We start from the raw sequence: 16,574 nt of genomic DNA, 5'->3' as shown, positions 1-16,574 counted from the left end.
TAATCCGAATTTGTGCTCGATGAATGAGATTTGTGCTCGATAATCGGAATTTATGCTCGATGAATGAGATTTGTGCTCGATGAACGGAATTTGTGCTCGATGATCGAAATTTGTGCTCGATGAATGAGATTTGTGCTCGATGAACGGAATTTGTGCTCGATAATCCGAATTTGTGCTCGATAATCCGAATTTGTGCTCGATGATTGAGATTTGTGCTCGATAATCGGAATTTGTGCTCGATGATTGAGATTTGTGCTCGATAATCGGAATTTGTGCTCGATGAATGAGATTTGTGCTCGATGAACGGAATTTGTGCTCGATAATACGAATTTGTGCTCGATGATCGAAATTTGTGCTCGATAATCGGAATTTGTGCTCGATGATCGAAATTTGTGCTCGATAATCCGAATTTGTGCTCGATGATTGAGATTTGTGCTCGATGATCGAAATTTGTGCTCGATGATTGAGATTTGTGCTCGATAATCGGAATTTGTGCTCGATCGCAGAAATTTCTGTCCGATCATTCAGATAAGGCTTAATTGCAAAAAATTCTGCCCGTTAAACGAATTGATGACTGGAAAAACTTTGTTACTAATATTTCATTATGGAAACGCTCCATCTTCTTCCTACATACTATAGAAATAGATAAAAAATTCAGGAGGGAAACGATGGGAGAGAAATACAAACACATTGAAACTGCGGTCATTCATGAGGGGTATGATTCGAAAGACCATATGGGGAGCCTGGTTACACCTATCTATCAGACTTCTACTTTCACATTTGATTCAGCTGAGCAAGGGGAAAGGCGTTTTGCGGGACAGGAAGATGGATACATTTATTCGCGTCTTGGCAATCCGACGGTGAAGGTGTTAGAGGAGAGAATCGCTACTTTAGAGGGTGGTGAAGCAGGACTTGCCTTTGCTTCGGGAATGGCTGCCGTTTCAGCTGTACTTATATCTTTGACAAAAGCTAACGACCATATCATTTGTTCTCAGGGACTGTATGGTTGTACGTTTGGTTTATTACAGTTAATGAAAAACAAATATAACATCAACCACGATTTCTGTACTATGGAGACACCGGAAAAGCTAAAGGCGCTGATCCGTCCTGAGACAGCTTGCATCTATTTAGAGACACCGATTAATCCAACGATGAAAATGCTGGATTTACAGATGATTGCCAGTGTTGCAGAGAACTATAACATACCGGTCGTGGTCGATAACACATTCTCCACTCCTTACCTTCAGAAACCGCTTGAGCTGGGCTGTGATATTGTCCTTCACAGCGCGACAAAATATATTTGTGGACACGGGGATGTTTTGGCAGGACTGGTAGTCGGGAAAAAGGAGTTTATCTCAAGTGTCTCAATGACTACGCAAAAGGATATTGGCGGCATAATTTCTCCCTTTGATGCATGGCTGCTGTTGCGTGGACTAAAAACAATGCCTGTCCGGATGGATCGCCACTCAGAAAATGCGCTGAAGATTTTCCGCGAGCTTAAAAACCATCCCGTAATTGATAGCGTATATTACCCGGATGATCGTAATCATCCAGACTATCCCATTACAAAAAGGCAGATGAAACAGGGAGGCGGCCTTATTTCTTTTGAAATAAAAGGAACCAAACAAGACGCACAAAAGCTGCTTAACCAACTCTCACTTATCAAAATTGCTGTAAGTCTCGGTGATGCAGAAAGCCTGATTCAGCACCCGGCAACAATGACACACGCGGTCGTCCCTGAAGAATCCAGGCGAAATATGGGCATCTCCGACCGGTTAGTCCGCCTTTCCGTGGGCCTGGAAGCGTGGGAAGACATTTGGGATGACCTAAAACAGGCATTGGATACATCAGCTGAATAGGCCGTTTAAAATACAAGAAGCCCTAAGTAGGGCTTCTTGTATTTTGGGCGATCAATCATCCAGCTTTCGAATTTGGATATCATCGGTTATTTTATCTTCTTTCTCGTTCTTAAGAGCCAGTATGACCGCCTTGCCGTCACTCGGGCTGCCATCGGCAAAATACATAGGGAATAACGAAAAAAATAAAATATAAAAAGAAAAATAGATGAATTGGTACCAGAAAACGGAGACCTCCAAAATCTGCTGCCTGATTAAGAAATTTACGATAAAAATGCTCGCCAGGTTGAATATGGAGCCTCCCAGATAAATAAGGGAGTTGGTGAAACGATTATCATATTTTAGCGTTTCAAATTCACATGCTCCATTCCAAAAATAATATTTCCTGATCTCAATTTTCCCAACAGAAAATAATTTTGTCCCGTTGCCAATGACAATCCGCCGCTTGGTGCCGCCAAAAATCGAGACGAAAAAAATATGGCCAGCCAAATGGATAAACGTCACAATCGGTAAAATAAGAAAAAAGGAAACTAAGAATTTCAAAACATCTGACAGATCAAACATGGGTAAAGCCTCCTGACATAGAAGTGATACTTAAGAAGTAGAGACTCTATATCCTTACCCGGCACAGCTAGGGGATAACATGTTATATTTTTCATGGAGCTATGAAATATTGCCATAAGTCGGGTTTATTTACATGACAGGATCATAGATGACGCTCTGCCATGGCAACAATACCAGGAATATGCCATGCGTTATCCAATTGAATAAGAAACACATTGACTCACTTAGTGTTTTTCTGTGTCTTTCAGGATCGTCATAACTTCTATTCAAAATAAAAACCACCGAAACCTTGTGATATCAGGGATTTAGGCAGTTTTTTATAATATGTTATCTAGATTAGTAAGGTATTGGTAGGAAAACTTAAATAATCATTCCTCATTTTAAAATTTTTAACAACTTTAGCAAATAAATCAAGGCAGGTACTGGTTTCCCATATACGGATATATCGCATTGGGACTATTATATCCTTGTTGCTGAGGACTTGAAATCTGCTGATTAGCAAATCGATTTGGAAGTGGTTGTTCTTCAGAAACCATGGGGGTAAAGACTCGTTGTTCATATCTTCGGTTCGCCTCAAAAAACTGATCTTCTAGAAATTCTGCTTGTTCATGGGTGAGCTCTAAAACAATTTCATTATTACTGTGGTCATATGCGGTCAACAGAACATAACTTTCATTGTTTCGGCTTACATTTCCCACTTTAAGATAAAGGTTTTTTATTTCAAATCGCACTCTCATTCCATCCATTTTAAGCACCTCCGATCATGTATAACATTACTGTTAACTGCATAATAGAGAAATATGTAAATAAATACGCAATAAAAATGAGTAGAATATCGGGTATATGGAAATCTTAGAATGAGAATTCTATAGGAGGCTTGCAATTATGAATGATGAAAAAAGTAAAATTAAATATGATGCCAGAGGGAATGTTATTCCTAGTAATGAGAAGCAGAATAAAGCTGAACTCGATTCAAAACGTGGAATATTAGATGAAAAAAATCCTGATGACTTTGAATAACAAAGTAGGCGAAAAAGGACAAAAATAATTGGTCCTTTGAGGTTGTATAAGATATCAATAATAGCATCTTTTAATTGATTTGATGGAAAAGACCAGGAGCAAGGAGGTTAAACTCTTTGCTTTTTTTATTTGCAAATGATAAAATTCAACCAACCAAAAGTAGATATTATCAGTGGGTAACGGTAGGTTTTTGGTAGGATACTTGTGATATTTAAGAGTTAAGAAATCATTTAAGAAGAATACAAAAATTAGTTATACCGTTTGAATATTGATAATAAAGCACTTTTGAGTATATCAGAAACTTTCTGAATACTAGTTAATTGAATATCGTCCTTCGGGGTCGGGTGCAAGTCCCAACCGGCGGTGATGAAGCAATTCTAAGCCCGCGAGCCAAAACCTGGCAGGATTTGGTGAGATTCCAAAGCCGACAGTACAGTCTGGATGGGAGAAGGACAGACGGAAATATATAAGAAAAAGTCTACCTGAAAAATTCATGTTTTTTCATAGGCTTATTTGTTGTATTTTTTACCGATGCATCCTCCTAAAAAAGACCCTTCAGATTCTGAAGGGTTTATTTTTTTGTAAGGAGGGCCAATCATGGACAGGAAAAAGACAGTTTGCTGAACAAATTTATAATCAGGAAACAAGGTGGAATTATGTTTACAGGAATCATTGAAGATATTGGAACGGTTTCATCGATAAACAGCAGTGGAAGCAGCATGGTGCTTACGATTTCCTCGGAAAAAATTGTCGAGGATGTTAAGATGGGCGACAGTATTTCTGTCAACGGGGTGTGTTTGACGGTTACAGCGTTTACCAGTCAGACATTTACAGTCGATGTGATGCCTGAAACGATTAAAGACACTTCCCTCGGAGTCTTAAAGGCAGGCTCCCCCGTCAATTTAGAGCGCGCCATGAGTCCAAATGGCCGATTTGGCGGACATTTTGTTTCCGGCCATATTGACGGTACAGGAACGATCGTCAAAAAAGAGAATAAAGATAACGCTGTTTATTACATCATAAAATTGGACGATTCTCTTGCTACATATTGCATATCGAAGGGATCTATAGCGATTGACGGGACAAGTTTAACGATATTTGGGATTGAGGCCAATTTGCTCACGGTCTCCCTCATTCCGCTCACTCATCAAGAAACGGTACTAGGGCGGAAAAATGCGGGGGATATCGTTAATATCGAGAATGATATGATCGGAAAATACATCGTCCATCAAGTGGAAGGAAAGAAACGAAAAAAAGAAATGACGATGGATTTTTTAGCTGAAAATGGATTTTATTAAAGGGGGTGGAAGCAATTGTTTAATACGATCGAAGAAGCAATAGAAGACCTAAAAGCTGGCAAGGCGATTATCGTCGTCGATGATGAAGATCGTGAAAATGAAGGCGACTTTGTTGTTCTTGCCGAGAAAGCGACACCTGAAGCGATTAATTTTATGGCTACATATGGGCGTGGTTTGATTTGCGTGACAATTACCGGGGAAACTGCCTTTAAATTGGGCCTTCATCCAATGGTTGAAGACAATACCGATAATCACGGAACCGCTTTTACGGTAAGCATCGACCATATAAATACTTCGACGGGAATCAGCGCTTTTGAACGGTCGGCGACCATTCTTGAAATGCTGAATGAACAATCTATTTCAACGGACTTTAGAAGACCGGGACATATTTTTCCGATTGTAGCAAAAGAAGGCGGCGTGTTAAGACGGGCAGGGCATACGGAAGCATCGGTCGATTTAGCAAAGCTTTCCGGCGCGCTACCAGCGGGTGTCATTTGCGAAATTATGAAAGAGGATGGAACGATGGCACGCGTTCCTGATTTGATGATAATCGCAGAAAAGCACAATCTCAAGCTGATAACGATTGCCGAATTAATCCGTTTCCGGAATAAGCAAGAAAAACAAGCGGAGCAGGAGTTAAACAATATTTAATAGTGATAAATCTAAGGAGGAAATATATTATGGGCAAAGTTTTTGAAGGGAATTTAATCGGTACAGGCTTAAGAATAGGAATCGTGGTGGGGAGGTTTAACGAGTTTATCACGAGTAAGCTGCTTAGCGGTGCAATAGATGGATTAAAACGGCACGGGGTTGATGAAGGGGATATTGATGTTGCCTGGACACCCGGTGCCTATGAGGTTCCAATGATCGCAAAAAAGTTGGTCAACACACAAAAATACGATGCGGTAATCGGGCTTGGGACCGTCATTAGAGGAGCAACAACCCATTATGATTATGTTTCTAATGAATCGGCTAAAGGGATTGCCGCTGTTTCTCTGGAAACAGGGGTGCCGGTCATTTTTGGCGTATTGACTACGGAAAATATTGAACAAGCGATAGAACGCGCCGGAACGAAAGCTGGTAACAAAGGGTATGAAGCAGCTGTTTCCGCCATTGAAATGGCTAACCTTGGAAAAGCAATCGGGTAAATGTAATGAATAAAAAGCGGGACAGGTGGAAAAATACTTTTTGTATTATTTTCGCTTATTACGCTTCTACCTCCTTGTGGATAGGTTATAAAAGAGTTATAATATTGTTATTATTACGAATTTAAAGGAGGTGTAAGAGATGAGTCGTTCTGTTATTTTGCGCGAGCAATGGTTGGATTTTATGTATATTTGCCGTGCGATTTTTCATGGTGCATTTGTTCAATGGGGGAGTCTGCCCATTTTTAACAATTGCATAATGGAAACAGAATGATAAGAAGTCTCTTCACCCACTTTTATAAGAAATGGTAAAAGAGAGCCTTATTTGGCTCTTTTTTTGTTGCCTTATTATATAACCGCGGCGGAAGCTCTGCTTCTTTGCCGTGGTTTTTTTATATATTTTGAGAGGAGTATGATTATGATCGTCTGTACTATACAACAAGTAGCGAAAATGTTTGGCGGGCATCTGATTTTTGATAATCTTTCGTTTGAGATTCATGAAAAGGACAGAATCGGTTTGGTCGGCCGTAATGGAGGCGGAAAGACGACAATTATGAAAATCATCGCGGGTGCGGAATCCGCAGATACGGGGAAAATTCATTTGAAGAAAGGGACAAGGGTCGGGTACCTCGCCCAGATACCATCTTTTCCACAGAGGGCGACAGGACGGGAAGTATTGATGTCCGCTTTCTCTGAGGCTTTGTCTATTTCAAAAAGGCTTAGTGAATATGAGGAGAGAATGTCTCGTACACATGATGAAAAAGAAATGGCAAAAATCCTGGATGAATACGGTATTCTTCAAGAGAAATTCGCGCTTCTGGATGGTTATGAAATCGAAGCGAAGATTATGAAGGTGGCAAATGGGCTAAAAATAACAGCATTGCTGGAGGCACCTTTTATAAGTATGAGCGGAGGGGAGCAGACAAAGCTTTGTTTAGGGCTTATTCTGCTGCAGCAGCCTGATCTACTTTTATTGGATGAACCGACAAACCATCTCGATATCTCGGCAGTTGAATGGTTGGAACAATTCATAAAAGAATACGCGGGAACGGTGGTCACCATCTCGCATGACCGTTACTTTCTCGATGAAATAGCAACGAAAATCATTGATTTAGAGGATGGAGAAGTGACCATCTATCATGAAAATTATTCCGGGTTTGTGAAGGAAAAGGAAAAGCGGCTTCTGGAGGAATTTCAGGCTTACCAGGAGCAACAAAAGAGAATCAAAAAAATGAAAGAAGCAATTAGACGACTCCGAGAATGGGCTAATCAGGCCAATCCGCCAAATGAAGGCCTCCATAAGCGGGCGAGGAATATGGAACGCGCGCTGGAGAGAATAGAAAAGTTAAAACGGCCGATTTTAGAGAGAAAGAAAATGGGCTTGGAATTTGATGCAGCTGATAGAAGCGGGAAAGATGTCATAGTAGTGAAAGATGCGGCAAAATCGTTCGGCGGAAAACCGCTTTTCCATGATGCAAGCCTTCATCTTCAATATAAGGAACGAGCCGCGATCGTCGGGGATAACGGGACAGGCAAATCCACCCTCTTAAAGATGATCCGCGGTGAAATGACAGCGGACGTTGGGGAAATTCGGGTGGGAAGCAATGTAAAGGCGGGTTATTTGTCACAGCATCTTTATACAGCTAATGGTAACATGACTGTACTTGAAGCATTTCGGGACGAAGCGTTAGTCCCTGAAGGTGAAGCAAGGCATATTCTTGCCGGTTTTTTATTTTATGGTCCCGCGGTTTTTCGAAAGGTGGGGCAGCTAAGCGGCGGGGAACGGATGAGACTCCGTCTGGCCCAATTAATGCATCAGGATATTAACCTATTGATCCTTGATGAACCGACGAACCACCTTGATATCGATTCGCGCGAGGTGCTTGAGGATGCTCTGGAAACGTTTCAAGGCACCATCCTGGCGGTATCGCATGACAGGTATTTATTGAATAAGCTTTTTGATAAAACGTATTGGATAGAAGATGAAAAGCTCCATTATTTCACGGGGAATTACAGCTGGGCAAGGAAAAAGCTGAATGAAATAAAAGCAAAACAAGAAAGCGGCCAGGAATCGGTTAAACCTATTAAAAAGGAGCCTAAGGCGAAGCCTTCGTCATCGACTATTGAAAAAGAAATGGAGAGGCTGGAGGGTCAGCTGGAGGAAACCGAGAGAATCTTAGCGGAATTGAACGGAAAAATGGAAAAGGAAGATTCAATAAAAAAGTTGCAGAGCTGTTTTGAACAGCAGGAATCGATCGAACAAAGACGAGATGAGATTTATCGGGAGCTGGAAAAGTATCTGTGAATAAGTACCAGAAGAGGGATTTACCTCTCCGGTTTTAATAATCATGGTGTAATTTGGAATATTTATATAAAATGAGAGATGTAGGATATATGTTTTAGAGTTAGGAGAATGGTTATGAAAATCACTCCATCGGAAAAAATGCAGAAATTTACAACGGGTATTTTCACGGAGTTGGCTAATCGAAAACATGAGGCAATCAAAAGGGGAATAGACATAATCGATTTAAGTGTAGGTAGCCCTGATTTGCCGCCGCCTACAATCGTTGTGGATACTCTGGTCAAACACGCTAAAGACATAACCAAATACGGTTATACATTAAAGGGAACACCTGAGTTTCATGAGGCGGTTTGTTATTTTTACAAGCAACGTTATGCGGTAGATCTTGATCCGGGAGAGGAAGTGCTACAGTTAATGGGTTCGCAGGACGGGCTTGCCCATTTAGCAACAGCAATTGTGAATCCGGGAGAATATGTTTTGGTGCCGGATCCTGGTTATCCGATCTATGAAGCGAGTGTTTCCCTAGCAGGCGGAATCATCTATCCGATGCCTTTAACGGTCGAGAATAATTTTTTGCCAGACCTCGACCAAATTCCACTGGATGTTGTAAGGAAAGCAAAAATGATGATTATCAGTTATCCAGGCAACCCGGTAGCCGCCTTAGCGGATCAAACTTTTTTTGAAAAGGTAGTCAAGTTTGCCAAGCAACATAATATTTTGGTCATTCATGACTTCGCCTATTCCGAATTGATATTCGATGGTCATCCCCAAATCAGCTTTCTGTCGATTCCTGGTGCGAAGGAGGTTGGAGTTGAATTCAATTCTCTGTCCAAAACATTCAATATGGCGGGCAGCCGGATTGGCTATGTTGTGGGCAATGTTGAAGTGCTGAAGATCTTGGGTACTTTGAAATCACATATTGACTATGGGGTTTTTTATCCAATCCAAAAGGCCGCGGAAATGGCACTTACTTCCGATTTCTCGATACTTAATGATCAGGTGAAGGAGTATGAAGTTCGTCGGGATGCTTTGGTGGCAGGACTGGAGAAAGTCGGATGGCATGTTCCTAGGTCGTCTGCGACCATGTTTATTTGGGCTAAGATTCCTGATGGTTGGAGGTCGCGTGAATTTGCCTTTCAATTGATTGAACAAGCAGGAGTAGCAGTCGTTCCTGGAGATGCTTTTGGGAAACAAGGCAAAGGCTATGTCCGAATAGCGTTGGTTCAGCCTGCTGAACGTCTTAGTGAAGCTGCTGAGAGAATTCAGGGATTTTTTCAGAAAAACGAGAAACTTTGAAAAACCGGCAGGGAATTTCCTGCCGGTTTCACTTTTAGCTATACGATTCAATCGCCTGGTCAATCGCCCGGTATGCTTGACCAAACGCGCTGGAGGAAGCTACATCGCCGCTAATGTCCAGCTCCCGCTGAGCATTCTGTGCCTGTGTAACCGACCTGATTATATTTTCCAGCATTTCTTTTTTTGTACCGGCGGTCTCCTTTGCTTCCTCGAGGACCTCGATGCACCTGGCCAGATCATTGGAACTGGGATGATCGTATGTGTATTCCAGTATTTCTTTAGCCTGCTGTAAAAGCTCTTTCATAAACTACCTCTCTTTTCTTTTCTTCAGTAATAGTCGTCATTATTGTGGACATCTTCATGCTGTTTATTCGAAATCTCCAACAATTTCCCTTAAAATAGAGCGGAGAATAACTTTGACAAGTTAAATAAAGCTTTACAGGGAATATTACTATATATTCGTGATTGTAGGGGGAATTCATATGTACCGACTTTTATCTCATAATGATTTGGACGGAGTGAGCTGTGGTATCCTGGCAAAATTGGCGCTAAAGGATAAGGTGAATGTCAGTTATCATTCCATATCAGGACTTAATCACCAGGTCGAAGTATTTTTTGAGAAGGGAAATCAAGACATAGAGCTGTATATTACCGATATATCCGTTGATGAAGATAATGAAAAAAGGATTTCTGAATTTGTTACAGCGGGTGGAAAGGTGAAGTTAATTGATCATCACAAATCGGCAGAACACCTTAATCAATACCAATGGGCTTCGATAACAGTCATGCAATCTGATGGAAAACAAGCTTCGGCGACATCGCTTTTTTATGAATATTTGCTTCAAAACAACCTACTTGTCCGTTCTTCGATTTTGGATGATTTTGTCGAGCATGTCAGACAATATGATACTTGGGATTGGGATAAAAACGATAATTTTACCGCTAAGCGGCTAAATGACCTTTTCTCGATGATTTCCATTGATGAATTTGAGGCCAAACTAATTAAAAAACTTACAGAGAATACAGTATTCTCATTTGATGAGATTGAACAAAAGCTTCTGGAAGTCGAAGAAGACCGCGTCGAAAGATATATCCACAGAAAGAAAAGAGAGGTTTATCAAATGAGCATAGGCAATCATTTGGCTGGAATCGTCCATGCGGAATCCTATCACTCTGAGCTTGGAAATGAACTTTCCAAAGAGTTTCCATACCTTGATTATATAGCCATGGTCATGGTCGGGAGCAAGCGCATTTCACTCCGGACTATCCATGACGAAGTGGATGTATCCGAGGTTGCTGCGAATTATGATGGGGGAGGCCATCAAAAAGCATCCGGCTGTAATTTAACACCGAAAGCCTTTGGGCAATTCGTGGAGAAACCCTTCCATTCCGAACCGTTGAAACGGGATGCTTTTAACAATAGATATAATCTGAAGGGGTCTGAACAAGGCTGTTTATACAAAGGGAAGCATGACGAGAATATCTTTGTTTATCATGAGGCAGACAAGGGCTGGTTTATTGAAATGAATGAAAAGAAGGAAAATCGGATGTACTCCTCTTTCGCAGATATCGAAAAACAGATCAAGCGAAAATACTTCGCCTATCTGGTCAGGGATGATAAATTTGTCGATTATTTATTGAAGCATTTTAGTAAGGTGAAGAAATAACAAGAATGAAGAGAGAAAGCTGGCGTGTTTCACCTACTGTAATTTCAGCTGCTTCCATAAGAAAACCCGGCGATCGCCGGGTTTTCTCTTTACTTAAGTCGATATGGTTGGCGTCTTTCTGCTCGTTCTCGTGGTCGGGGTGGATTGTCTGTGGACAATCGCGTTAATTTCTCCACCAATGACGAGTGCCAGCCCGGTTAAATATAACCAGAGCATCAGTACAATGACGCCTCCCAAGCTTCCATAAGTGGAAGAATAATTTCCGAAATTAGTAATATAAAAGGAAAATCCCAATGAAATCAACTGCCAGATGACGGTTGCTACAATTGCCCCCGGAATGACCTGTTTAAACGGATAATGCTTGTTTGGGGCATAACGGTACATCACAGCCAGGACAAGAGAGATGACGACGATGGCAATGACCCAACGCAAGATGCTGAACAGGATTTCCATACTGTCGGGTACCGGGATGATCATTTTTACATAGTCTAAAATGACTTTTCCGAAAACCGGGAGCAAGAGCGCTACAACAAACGCCACGGTTAAACCAAGCGTTAGTAAAATGGACAGCAATCTTGCTTTAATAAAGCTTCTTGTTTCTTCCACATCAAAAGCGACATTCATCGAGTGGATAAATGCGTTGATCCCATTAGAAGCAGACCAGAGGGTACCAAGGATACCAAAAGTCAGCAAGCCACCGTTCTGTTCACTGACAAGCTTGATAATATCCTCCCTGAATACTTCAGTCGTTTCAGAAGGCATGATATTCTCCAAAAAGTCCAGTGCTTCCTGAGGTTGGATTGACAAATAAGGCAGGATAGAAAGCAAGAGAATTAGCATTGGAAAAAGTGCGAGTATATAATAATAAGCCTGCTCAGCCGCCAACCCCGTGGCTCGGTCCTCTTTTATCTCCCTGCCCAGCTGTTTACCTATTGATATCAATTTATTCATCTTTTAGCATCAACTCCTGAGTAATTACTATGTACCCACTCTTTTCCCATAAGCTTGTCACGTTAACCCTATGTTTAATCAATTCCTTTAATTACCCAAGATTATTCTTAAAATGATAAAAGGGACTGAAGCCCGAAAACTATACGGGCCAGTCCCTTAGAAAATCAGCCGGATGCTCTTTCTTTAACCTTGGCTGGTTTATTGCTCCATTTAAAAATTTTATCCAAGTATTTATAGATGGTCTTTGATTCCCTTGTTAAAAGCGGGCCTAGAATGGCAAGGATTAATACGTAAAGAGCGGAAAATGGTTTCAATACAGGCATTAAACCGCCGGCGATGCCCAGGTTGGCCATAATAATTGAAAACTCGCCCCTTGAGACAATCGTCAATCCGATATTGGTGGATGCTTTATGGGATAAGCCTGCCCGGCGGCCCGCAATCAAACCTGCGGTAAAGTTGCCAATAATCGTCAATATCACCGCTCCTACTGTCAACCAGACTGCACCGCCAAGCGAAAATGGATCAATGCTCAGGCCAAAGCTGAAGAAGAAGATGGCGCCAAAGAAGTCCCTGAAAGGGATGACCAACCGCTCGATTCTGTCGCTGTGTTCCGTTTCGGAAAAGACTAAACCGAGAAGCAGAGCACCGATTGCTTCAGCGACATGTATCGTTTCTGAAAAACCGGCAATAAAGAACAGCGAGGCAAAAACGACAAGGATAAAAATCTCATTTGAAGAAATATCCAATAGTTTATTTAAAATAGGGGTAGCAAATCTTGCAACGATGAAGAACAAAAGCATATATCCGAGAGCAATAAGGATAGAGATAATCGCCCCGCCCAGAGTGGCAGCTTCGCCAAGGACCAATCCTGAAACGACAGAAAGGTAAACGGCAAGGAAGATATCTTCAAACATAATAATCCCAAGGATCAGTTCGGTTTCTTTATTACCCGTTCTTCTCAAGTCGACAAGAACTTTGGCGACGATAGCGCTGGAAGAAATCGTAATGATTCCGGCAACGATTAATATTTCAAAAAGGGGAAAGCCCATTAGATAAGCATATAGGAGACCGAGGCCGAAATTGATTAAAATGTAAATGGTTCCTCCGGTAACAATGGATCGGCCTGATTTAATCAGTTTTTTGATGGAAAATTCTAATCCGAGATAAAAGAGGAGGAATAACACACCGATTCGGCCAAGAAAAGCAATGATTTCTTCGCTTTCAATGAATCGAAGGTCGATTATCCCAAATGTTGGCGCGTGAGGACCTACGAGCATCCCGAGAATAATCAGAAACGGGATAATCGAAAAATTGAGCTTTCCGGCGAGTACTGCCGCGATTGCTACCAATACTAACGCTGTACCGACTTCAAGAACTAAGTGATCCAATCCTAATCACCTCTTTCATTGGTGAGCAACTCTTTTATTAATTTTTTCAATTCCTTTCGCTCGCCTGAAATCACCATTGTATCACCCGTATCAATAAAGGATTCCGGTCCAGGACTGAACTGCTGCTTTTTCGTATTTTTCTTTATGATGGCAATTACGGTCACATTATAATTGTTTCGGATATCGATATCACCAATCGTCTGGCCGACGGCTTTAGCACCCGGTTCAACTTTAAACCACTCAATCGCAAGTCCTTCCAAAGCCATTTCAATCGTTTCCAGGGCTTGCGGCTTATAGACCATCCCGCCTAATATCGCCGCCACTTGACGTGATTCAGAATCATTAAAAACAACGCTGGAGATGCTTTCCTCCTGATCGGAATCGAAATGGTATATTTCTCTTCGGCCGTCATCATGAATAACAATGACAACCTTTTCTTTACTTCGAGTGGTGATTTCAAACTTTTGGCCAATGCCGGGAAGCTCGCTTTCTCTAATATTCACTATAATTCCTCCTTGAAAATATATTTTTGGAATGGGAGTAGAGCTTTTTGGATTTTCTACAAATTCACATCAATAATCGTCTGGATGCCTTCATCTTTTGAAATTCCAAGATATTTTAATGTTTCTGACGGGGTTGAGTGATGGTAGTATTTTTGAATCAGGGAGAGGGCAACACCTTGTTTATAGGCATGAAAACCGAATGTTTTCCGCATCGAGCTCGCGCCGAACCTCCCGTCGATTCCTAATGCGTCAACAGCCTGGTGAATGATTCGATGCGCCTGCTGGCGCGTTATCGGTTTTTTGGTCTTGGCGGAAACGAATAAATAATCTTCCCTTTGAAGTTTGGACGTTTCAAGGTAATGAGAAAGAGCACTTTTCGCTTTTGCATTCAGGTAGACCAGCTTTTCGGGATGATGGTCATAAGCGGGTAAGCTGAAAAAGTTTTTAATACTTCCTTTCTCATCGAGAACATCGCATACTTTCATTTCTAATAGTTCATTTATTCTCAGACCGGTATTGATGCCGATTACAAAAAAGAGGAGGTCTCTTTCCGAATGATTCTTTAAATACTTTTTTATCGCGTTTATTTGCTTGATGTCTCTGAAGGCTTCGACATAATCCAAAGAAAATCACTCCCATGACAAATGTTACATAATTCAAGTATAACATATATTTATGTAACATCAAACAACAAGAACCTTATTATTCATTATTTAGAATTAACCATGCTAATTTAGCATCCGCCAAAGCTTCGAAAATATTTATGAACAAAAAAAGAGTTCTATCATAACGATAGACCCTCTTTTAAAAAATACTCTTACCCGATGGAGTGGATGATATCTTTTTTGATATGATCCCATAACGCTTCGTCTTCAGTAAAGCGGCTAGTGAGCGACTCAACGAATAACTTAAAAGCTGCATCATGGCTCGGATCTTCTTTTGCCGGCATATTGCTGCGCAATCCATCAACAAATGATTGGACTTCTGGAGCCCGTGGTCCCCATTTTGCAACTTCTTTCCCATCCTGATCTATAAAGATGAAAATAGGGATCGAACGGGCCTTCCCATTCGTTAAATACTGATCCATTAATTCAAGATTTTCATCGCGAATCAAATAACGGATCTCCATATCGGCTTCCTCGCCAATCCTCATCAAGATAGGCAGATTAACCATAGCATCCCCGCACCAGTCTGCAGTAAGGACGATGGCGCGCAGGTTTTTCTGCTTTAAAGAAGCAAGCTCGGCTTTATCCCGTTCGTTCAGCTGGAATCTATCATAAATCAATTCCAGGCTTTCTTTGTGGGTTTTCATTTCGTTAATATAAAGATCCTTTGTCATGCCTTTATCAAACCAGTTGTTAAGTGAACTCATTGCGCATTCCTCCGTGAAATCTTTTTTCTCATCACTATCATAACTTGAGCTGGCACAGCCTTGAAAGCTTTTTGCCTTAAAGATATCCTGTTCTTGCAGAATTTAAAAAGACTTTCGCCACTTGGGCGAAAGCCTTTTTAATTTTCTCTATCTCTATTTTACTTAGCAGCCTTCTGTAATTTGTGAATAACCTGCAGGGAACGTCCGGTTCCGATGGCAACGGATTCTAGCGGCGATGGAGCGATGTGGACCGGTACAACGATTTCATTGATTAGCCAATCCTGGATACCGTTCAAAAGCGCTCCGCCTCCTGTCAGTACAACGCCATGATCAACGATATCACCGCTCAGTTCGGGAGGAGAATCCTCCAGTGTAGACCGGATTGCTTCAAGAATGTGAAGCAACGATTCTCGGATCGCTTCTTGAATTTCATCAGAATGAAGCTCCACCGTCTTTGGAAGTCCGGTCACTAAGTCACGGCCCCTAACTTCCATAGACTGCCGAGGATGATCAATTAAAGCATAACCGATTTCCATTTTAATCTTTTCAGCTGTCCGTTCACCGATAAGGAGATTATATTTTTTTCTAACGAACTGGATGATATCTTCATCCAATTGATCTCCGCCAATACGGATCGAGTTGCAGGAAACAACTCCTCCAAATGAAATGATGGCTACTTCCGTTGTGCCTCCGCCAATGTCTACAATAACATTTGCAATCGGCTCATCAACAGGCAAATCGGCACCAATCGCCGCCGCAATAGGTTCTTCGATTAAGTGAACGTGCTTTGCTCCGAAATTTCTGACCGCGTCAAGGATAGCGCGTCGTTCAACCGAAGTCGATCCTGATGGTGTGCAGACAACGACGGTTGGCTTCCGAATTGAAAAACCAAGCTTTTTGCTGGCCTTCTTCATGATTTGTTTGAGCATCTGGGTTGTAATATCATAGTCGGCAATTACGCCATCCTTTAATGGGCGGACTGCCACGATATTTCCCGGCGTTTTGCCGATCATGCTTTTTGCCTCGGCGCCGACTGCCAAAACTTTTTTTGTTTCAGTATCAATGGCCACAACCGATGGCTCATTTAAAACAATTCCTTTGTTTTTACTGTATACAAGTGTATTGGCAGTACCTAGATCAATTCCTATTTCTGTATTTGATAACATGTATTGTCACTCCTTCGTCAGGTTTGACCCCCATATTAAGTATTCT

Annotated in this window: 17 protein-coding genes, 1 pseudogene and 1 riboswitch; of the genes and pseudogenes, 9 read left to right on the top strand and 9 right to left on the bottom strand. The window is 41.5% G+C overall.

Going from position 1 to position 16,574, the window contains the following annotated elements:
- Positions 1–668: 668 nt before the first annotated feature.
- On the top strand, positions 669–1,859 hold the full coding sequence (gene megL / locus LQ216_RS07280) for a methionine gamma-lyase (RefSeq protein WP_230128412.1): 1,191 nt from the start codon (positions 669–671) through the stop codon (positions 1,857–1,859).
- 51 nt (positions 1,860–1,910) lie between these two features.
- Here the strand turns inward: megL and LQ216_RS07275 are convergent, their stop codons facing one another.
- Together LQ216_RS07275 and LQ216_RS07270 are read right to left on the bottom strand one after the other, a co-directional pair.
- On the bottom strand, positions 1,911–2,420 hold the full coding sequence (locus LQ216_RS07275; protein ID WP_230128411.1) for a hypothetical protein: 510 nt from the start codon (positions 2,418–2,420) through the stop codon (positions 1,911–1,913).
- Between the two features lie 410 nt (positions 2,421–2,830).
- A complete protein-coding gene (locus LQ216_RS07270; protein WP_230128410.1) occupies positions 2,831–3,166 on the bottom strand; it encodes a hypothetical protein in 336 nt (111 codons plus the stop codon).
- A gap of 139 nt (positions 3,167–3,305) precedes the next feature.
- Between LQ216_RS07270 and LQ216_RS20340 the strand changes: the two genes are divergently transcribed.
- The 7 genes and pseudogenes from LQ216_RS20340 to LQ216_RS07245 all read left to right on the top strand — a co-directional run bounded on the left by LQ216_RS20340 (position 3,306) and on the right by LQ216_RS07245 (position 9,481).
- Complete coding sequence (locus tag LQ216_RS20340) at positions 3,306–3,440, top strand: hypothetical protein (RefSeq protein ID WP_290369243.1); 135 nt, start codon at positions 3,306–3,308, stop codon at positions 3,438–3,440.
- A 326-nt stretch (positions 3,441–3,766) separates the two neighbouring features.
- Positions 3,767–3,897, top strand: a riboswitch (FMN riboswitch).
- Between the two features lie 199 nt (positions 3,898–4,096).
- A complete protein-coding gene (ribE, locus tag LQ216_RS07265; protein ID WP_230128409.1) occupies positions 4,097–4,738 on the top strand; it encodes a riboflavin synthase in 642 nt (213 codons plus the stop codon).
- A 15-nt stretch (positions 4,739–4,753) separates the two neighbouring features.
- Positions 4,754–5,374 (top strand): annotated as a pseudogene (gene ribB / locus LQ216_RS07260) (3,4-dihydroxy-2-butanone-4-phosphate synthase); the annotation flags it as partial.
- Positions 5,375–5,418: 44 nt separating this feature from the next.
- A complete protein-coding gene (gene ribE, locus LQ216_RS07255) occupies positions 5,419–5,886 on the top strand; it encodes a 6,7-dimethyl-8-ribityllumazine synthase (RefSeq protein WP_230128408.1) in 468 nt (155 codons plus the stop codon).
- A gap of 139 nt (positions 5,887–6,025) precedes the next feature.
- Positions 6,026–6,157 (top strand): RAxF-45 family protein, encoded by a 132-nt coding sequence (locus tag LQ216_RS20335; RefSeq protein ID WP_290369242.1) that lies wholly within the window; start codon positions 6,026–6,028, stop codon positions 6,155–6,157.
- A 144-nt stretch (positions 6,158–6,301) separates the two neighbouring features.
- Complete coding sequence (gene abc-f, locus LQ216_RS07250; protein WP_230128406.1) at positions 6,302–8,188, top strand: ribosomal protection-like ABC-F family protein; 1,887 nt, start codon at positions 6,302–6,304, stop codon at positions 8,186–8,188.
- Between the two features lie 114 nt (positions 8,189–8,302).
- On the top strand, positions 8,303–9,481 hold the full coding sequence (locus tag LQ216_RS07245) for an LL-diaminopimelate aminotransferase (RefSeq protein ID WP_230128404.1): 1,179 nt from the start codon (positions 8,303–8,305) through the stop codon (positions 9,479–9,481).
- Between the two features lie 34 nt (positions 9,482–9,515).
- Here the strand turns inward: LQ216_RS07245 and LQ216_RS07240 are convergent, their stop codons facing one another.
- Positions 9,516–9,785 carry a hypothetical protein gene (locus LQ216_RS07240; RefSeq protein ID WP_230128402.1) on the bottom strand — a complete coding sequence of 90 codons (270 nt, stop codon included), beginning with the start codon at positions 9,783–9,785 and terminating at the stop codon, positions 9,516–9,518.
- Between the two features lie 178 nt (positions 9,786–9,963).
- Between LQ216_RS07240 and LQ216_RS07235 the strand changes: the two genes are divergently transcribed.
- Complete coding sequence (locus tag LQ216_RS07235; protein WP_230128400.1) at positions 9,964–11,148, top strand: oligoribonuclease; 1,185 nt, start codon at positions 9,964–9,966, stop codon at positions 11,146–11,148.
- A gap of 93 nt (positions 11,149–11,241) precedes the next feature.
- Here the strand turns inward: LQ216_RS07235 and LQ216_RS07230 are convergent, their stop codons facing one another.
- From LQ216_RS07230 to mreBH, 6 genes are all read right to left on the bottom strand, one after another.
- Positions 11,242–12,099, bottom strand: a complete 858-nt coding sequence (locus LQ216_RS07230) for a YihY/virulence factor BrkB family protein (protein ID WP_230128398.1) — start codon at positions 12,097–12,099, stop codon at positions 11,242–11,244.
- Positions 12,100–12,263: 164 nt separating this feature from the next.
- A complete protein-coding gene (locus tag LQ216_RS07225) occupies positions 12,264–13,487 on the bottom strand; it encodes a cation:proton antiporter (protein ID WP_230128396.1) in 1,224 nt (407 codons plus the stop codon).
- A 2-nt stretch (positions 13,488–13,489) separates the two neighbouring features.
- Positions 13,490–13,990 (bottom strand): cation:proton antiporter regulatory subunit, encoded by a 501-nt coding sequence (locus LQ216_RS07220; protein ID WP_230128394.1) that lies wholly within the window; start codon positions 13,988–13,990, stop codon positions 13,490–13,492.
- Between the two features lie 56 nt (positions 13,991–14,046).
- On the bottom strand, positions 14,047–14,613 hold the full coding sequence (locus LQ216_RS07215; RefSeq protein ID WP_230128392.1) for a tyrosine-type recombinase/integrase: 567 nt from the start codon (positions 14,611–14,613) through the stop codon (positions 14,047–14,049).
- Between the two features lie 194 nt (positions 14,614–14,807).
- Entirely contained in the window at positions 14,808–15,362 is a 555-nt protein-coding gene (locus LQ216_RS07210; protein ID WP_230128390.1) for a thioredoxin family protein, read from the bottom strand.
- A 158-nt stretch (positions 15,363–15,520) separates the two neighbouring features.
- Positions 15,521–16,528 carry a rod-share determining protein MreBH gene (gene mreBH, locus LQ216_RS07205; RefSeq protein ID WP_230128387.1) on the bottom strand — a complete coding sequence of 336 codons (1,008 nt, stop codon included), beginning with the start codon at positions 16,526–16,528 and terminating at the stop codon, positions 15,521–15,523.
- Positions 16,529–16,574: the final 46 nt, after the last annotated feature.

Origin of the sequence: Bacillus sp. CECT 9360 (assembly GCF_918741275.1) — a bacterium.
GTDB lineage: Bacteria > Bacillota > Bacilli > Bacillales > DSM-1321 > Peribacillus.
This window is presented reverse-complemented; position numbering and strand designations above follow the sequence as displayed.

Bases quoted from the DNA above. Each gene is read 5' to 3' on its own strand.
- megL (WP_230128412.1), top strand. From the start codon at position 669: ATGGGAGAGAAATACAAACACATTGAAACTGCGGTCATTCATGAGGGG.
- LQ216_RS07275 (WP_230128411.1), bottom strand. From the start codon at position 2,420: ATGTTTGATCTGTCAGATGTTTTGAAATTCTTAGTTTCCTTTTTTCTT.
- LQ216_RS07270 (WP_230128410.1), bottom strand. From the start codon at position 3,166: ATGGATGGAATGAGAGTGCGATTTGAAATAAAAAACCTTTATCTTAAA.
- LQ216_RS20340 (WP_290369243.1), top strand. From the start codon at position 3,306: ATGAATGATGAAAAAAGTAAAATTAAATATGATGCCAGAGGGAATGTT.
- ribE (WP_230128409.1), top strand. From the start codon at position 4,097: ATGTTTACAGGAATCATTGAAGATATTGGAACGGTTTCATCGATAAAC.
- ribE (WP_230128408.1), top strand. From the start codon at position 5,419: ATGGGCAAAGTTTTTGAAGGGAATTTAATCGGTACAGGCTTAAGAATA.
- LQ216_RS20335 (WP_290369242.1), top strand. From the start codon at position 6,026: ATGAGTCGTTCTGTTATTTTGCGCGAGCAATGGTTGGATTTTATGTAT.
- abc-f (WP_230128406.1), top strand. From the start codon at position 6,302: ATGATCGTCTGTACTATACAACAAGTAGCGAAAATGTTTGGCGGGCAT.
- LQ216_RS07245 (WP_230128404.1), top strand. From the start codon at position 8,303: ATGAAAATCACTCCATCGGAAAAAATGCAGAAATTTACAACGGGTATT.
- LQ216_RS07240 (WP_230128402.1), bottom strand. From the start codon at position 9,785: ATGAAAGAGCTTTTACAGCAGGCTAAAGAAATACTGGAATACACATAC.
- LQ216_RS07235 (WP_230128400.1), top strand. From the start codon at position 9,964: ATGTACCGACTTTTATCTCATAATGATTTGGACGGAGTGAGCTGTGGT.
- LQ216_RS07230 (WP_230128398.1), bottom strand. From the start codon at position 12,099: ATGAATAAATTGATATCAATAGGTAAACAGCTGGGCAGGGAGATAAAA.
- LQ216_RS07210 (WP_230128390.1), bottom strand. From the start codon at position 15,362: ATGAGTTCACTTAACAACTGGTTTGATAAAGGCATGACAAAGGATCTT.
- mreBH (WP_230128387.1), bottom strand. From the start codon at position 16,528: ATGTTATCAAATACAGAAATAGGAATTGATCTAGGTACTGCCAATACA.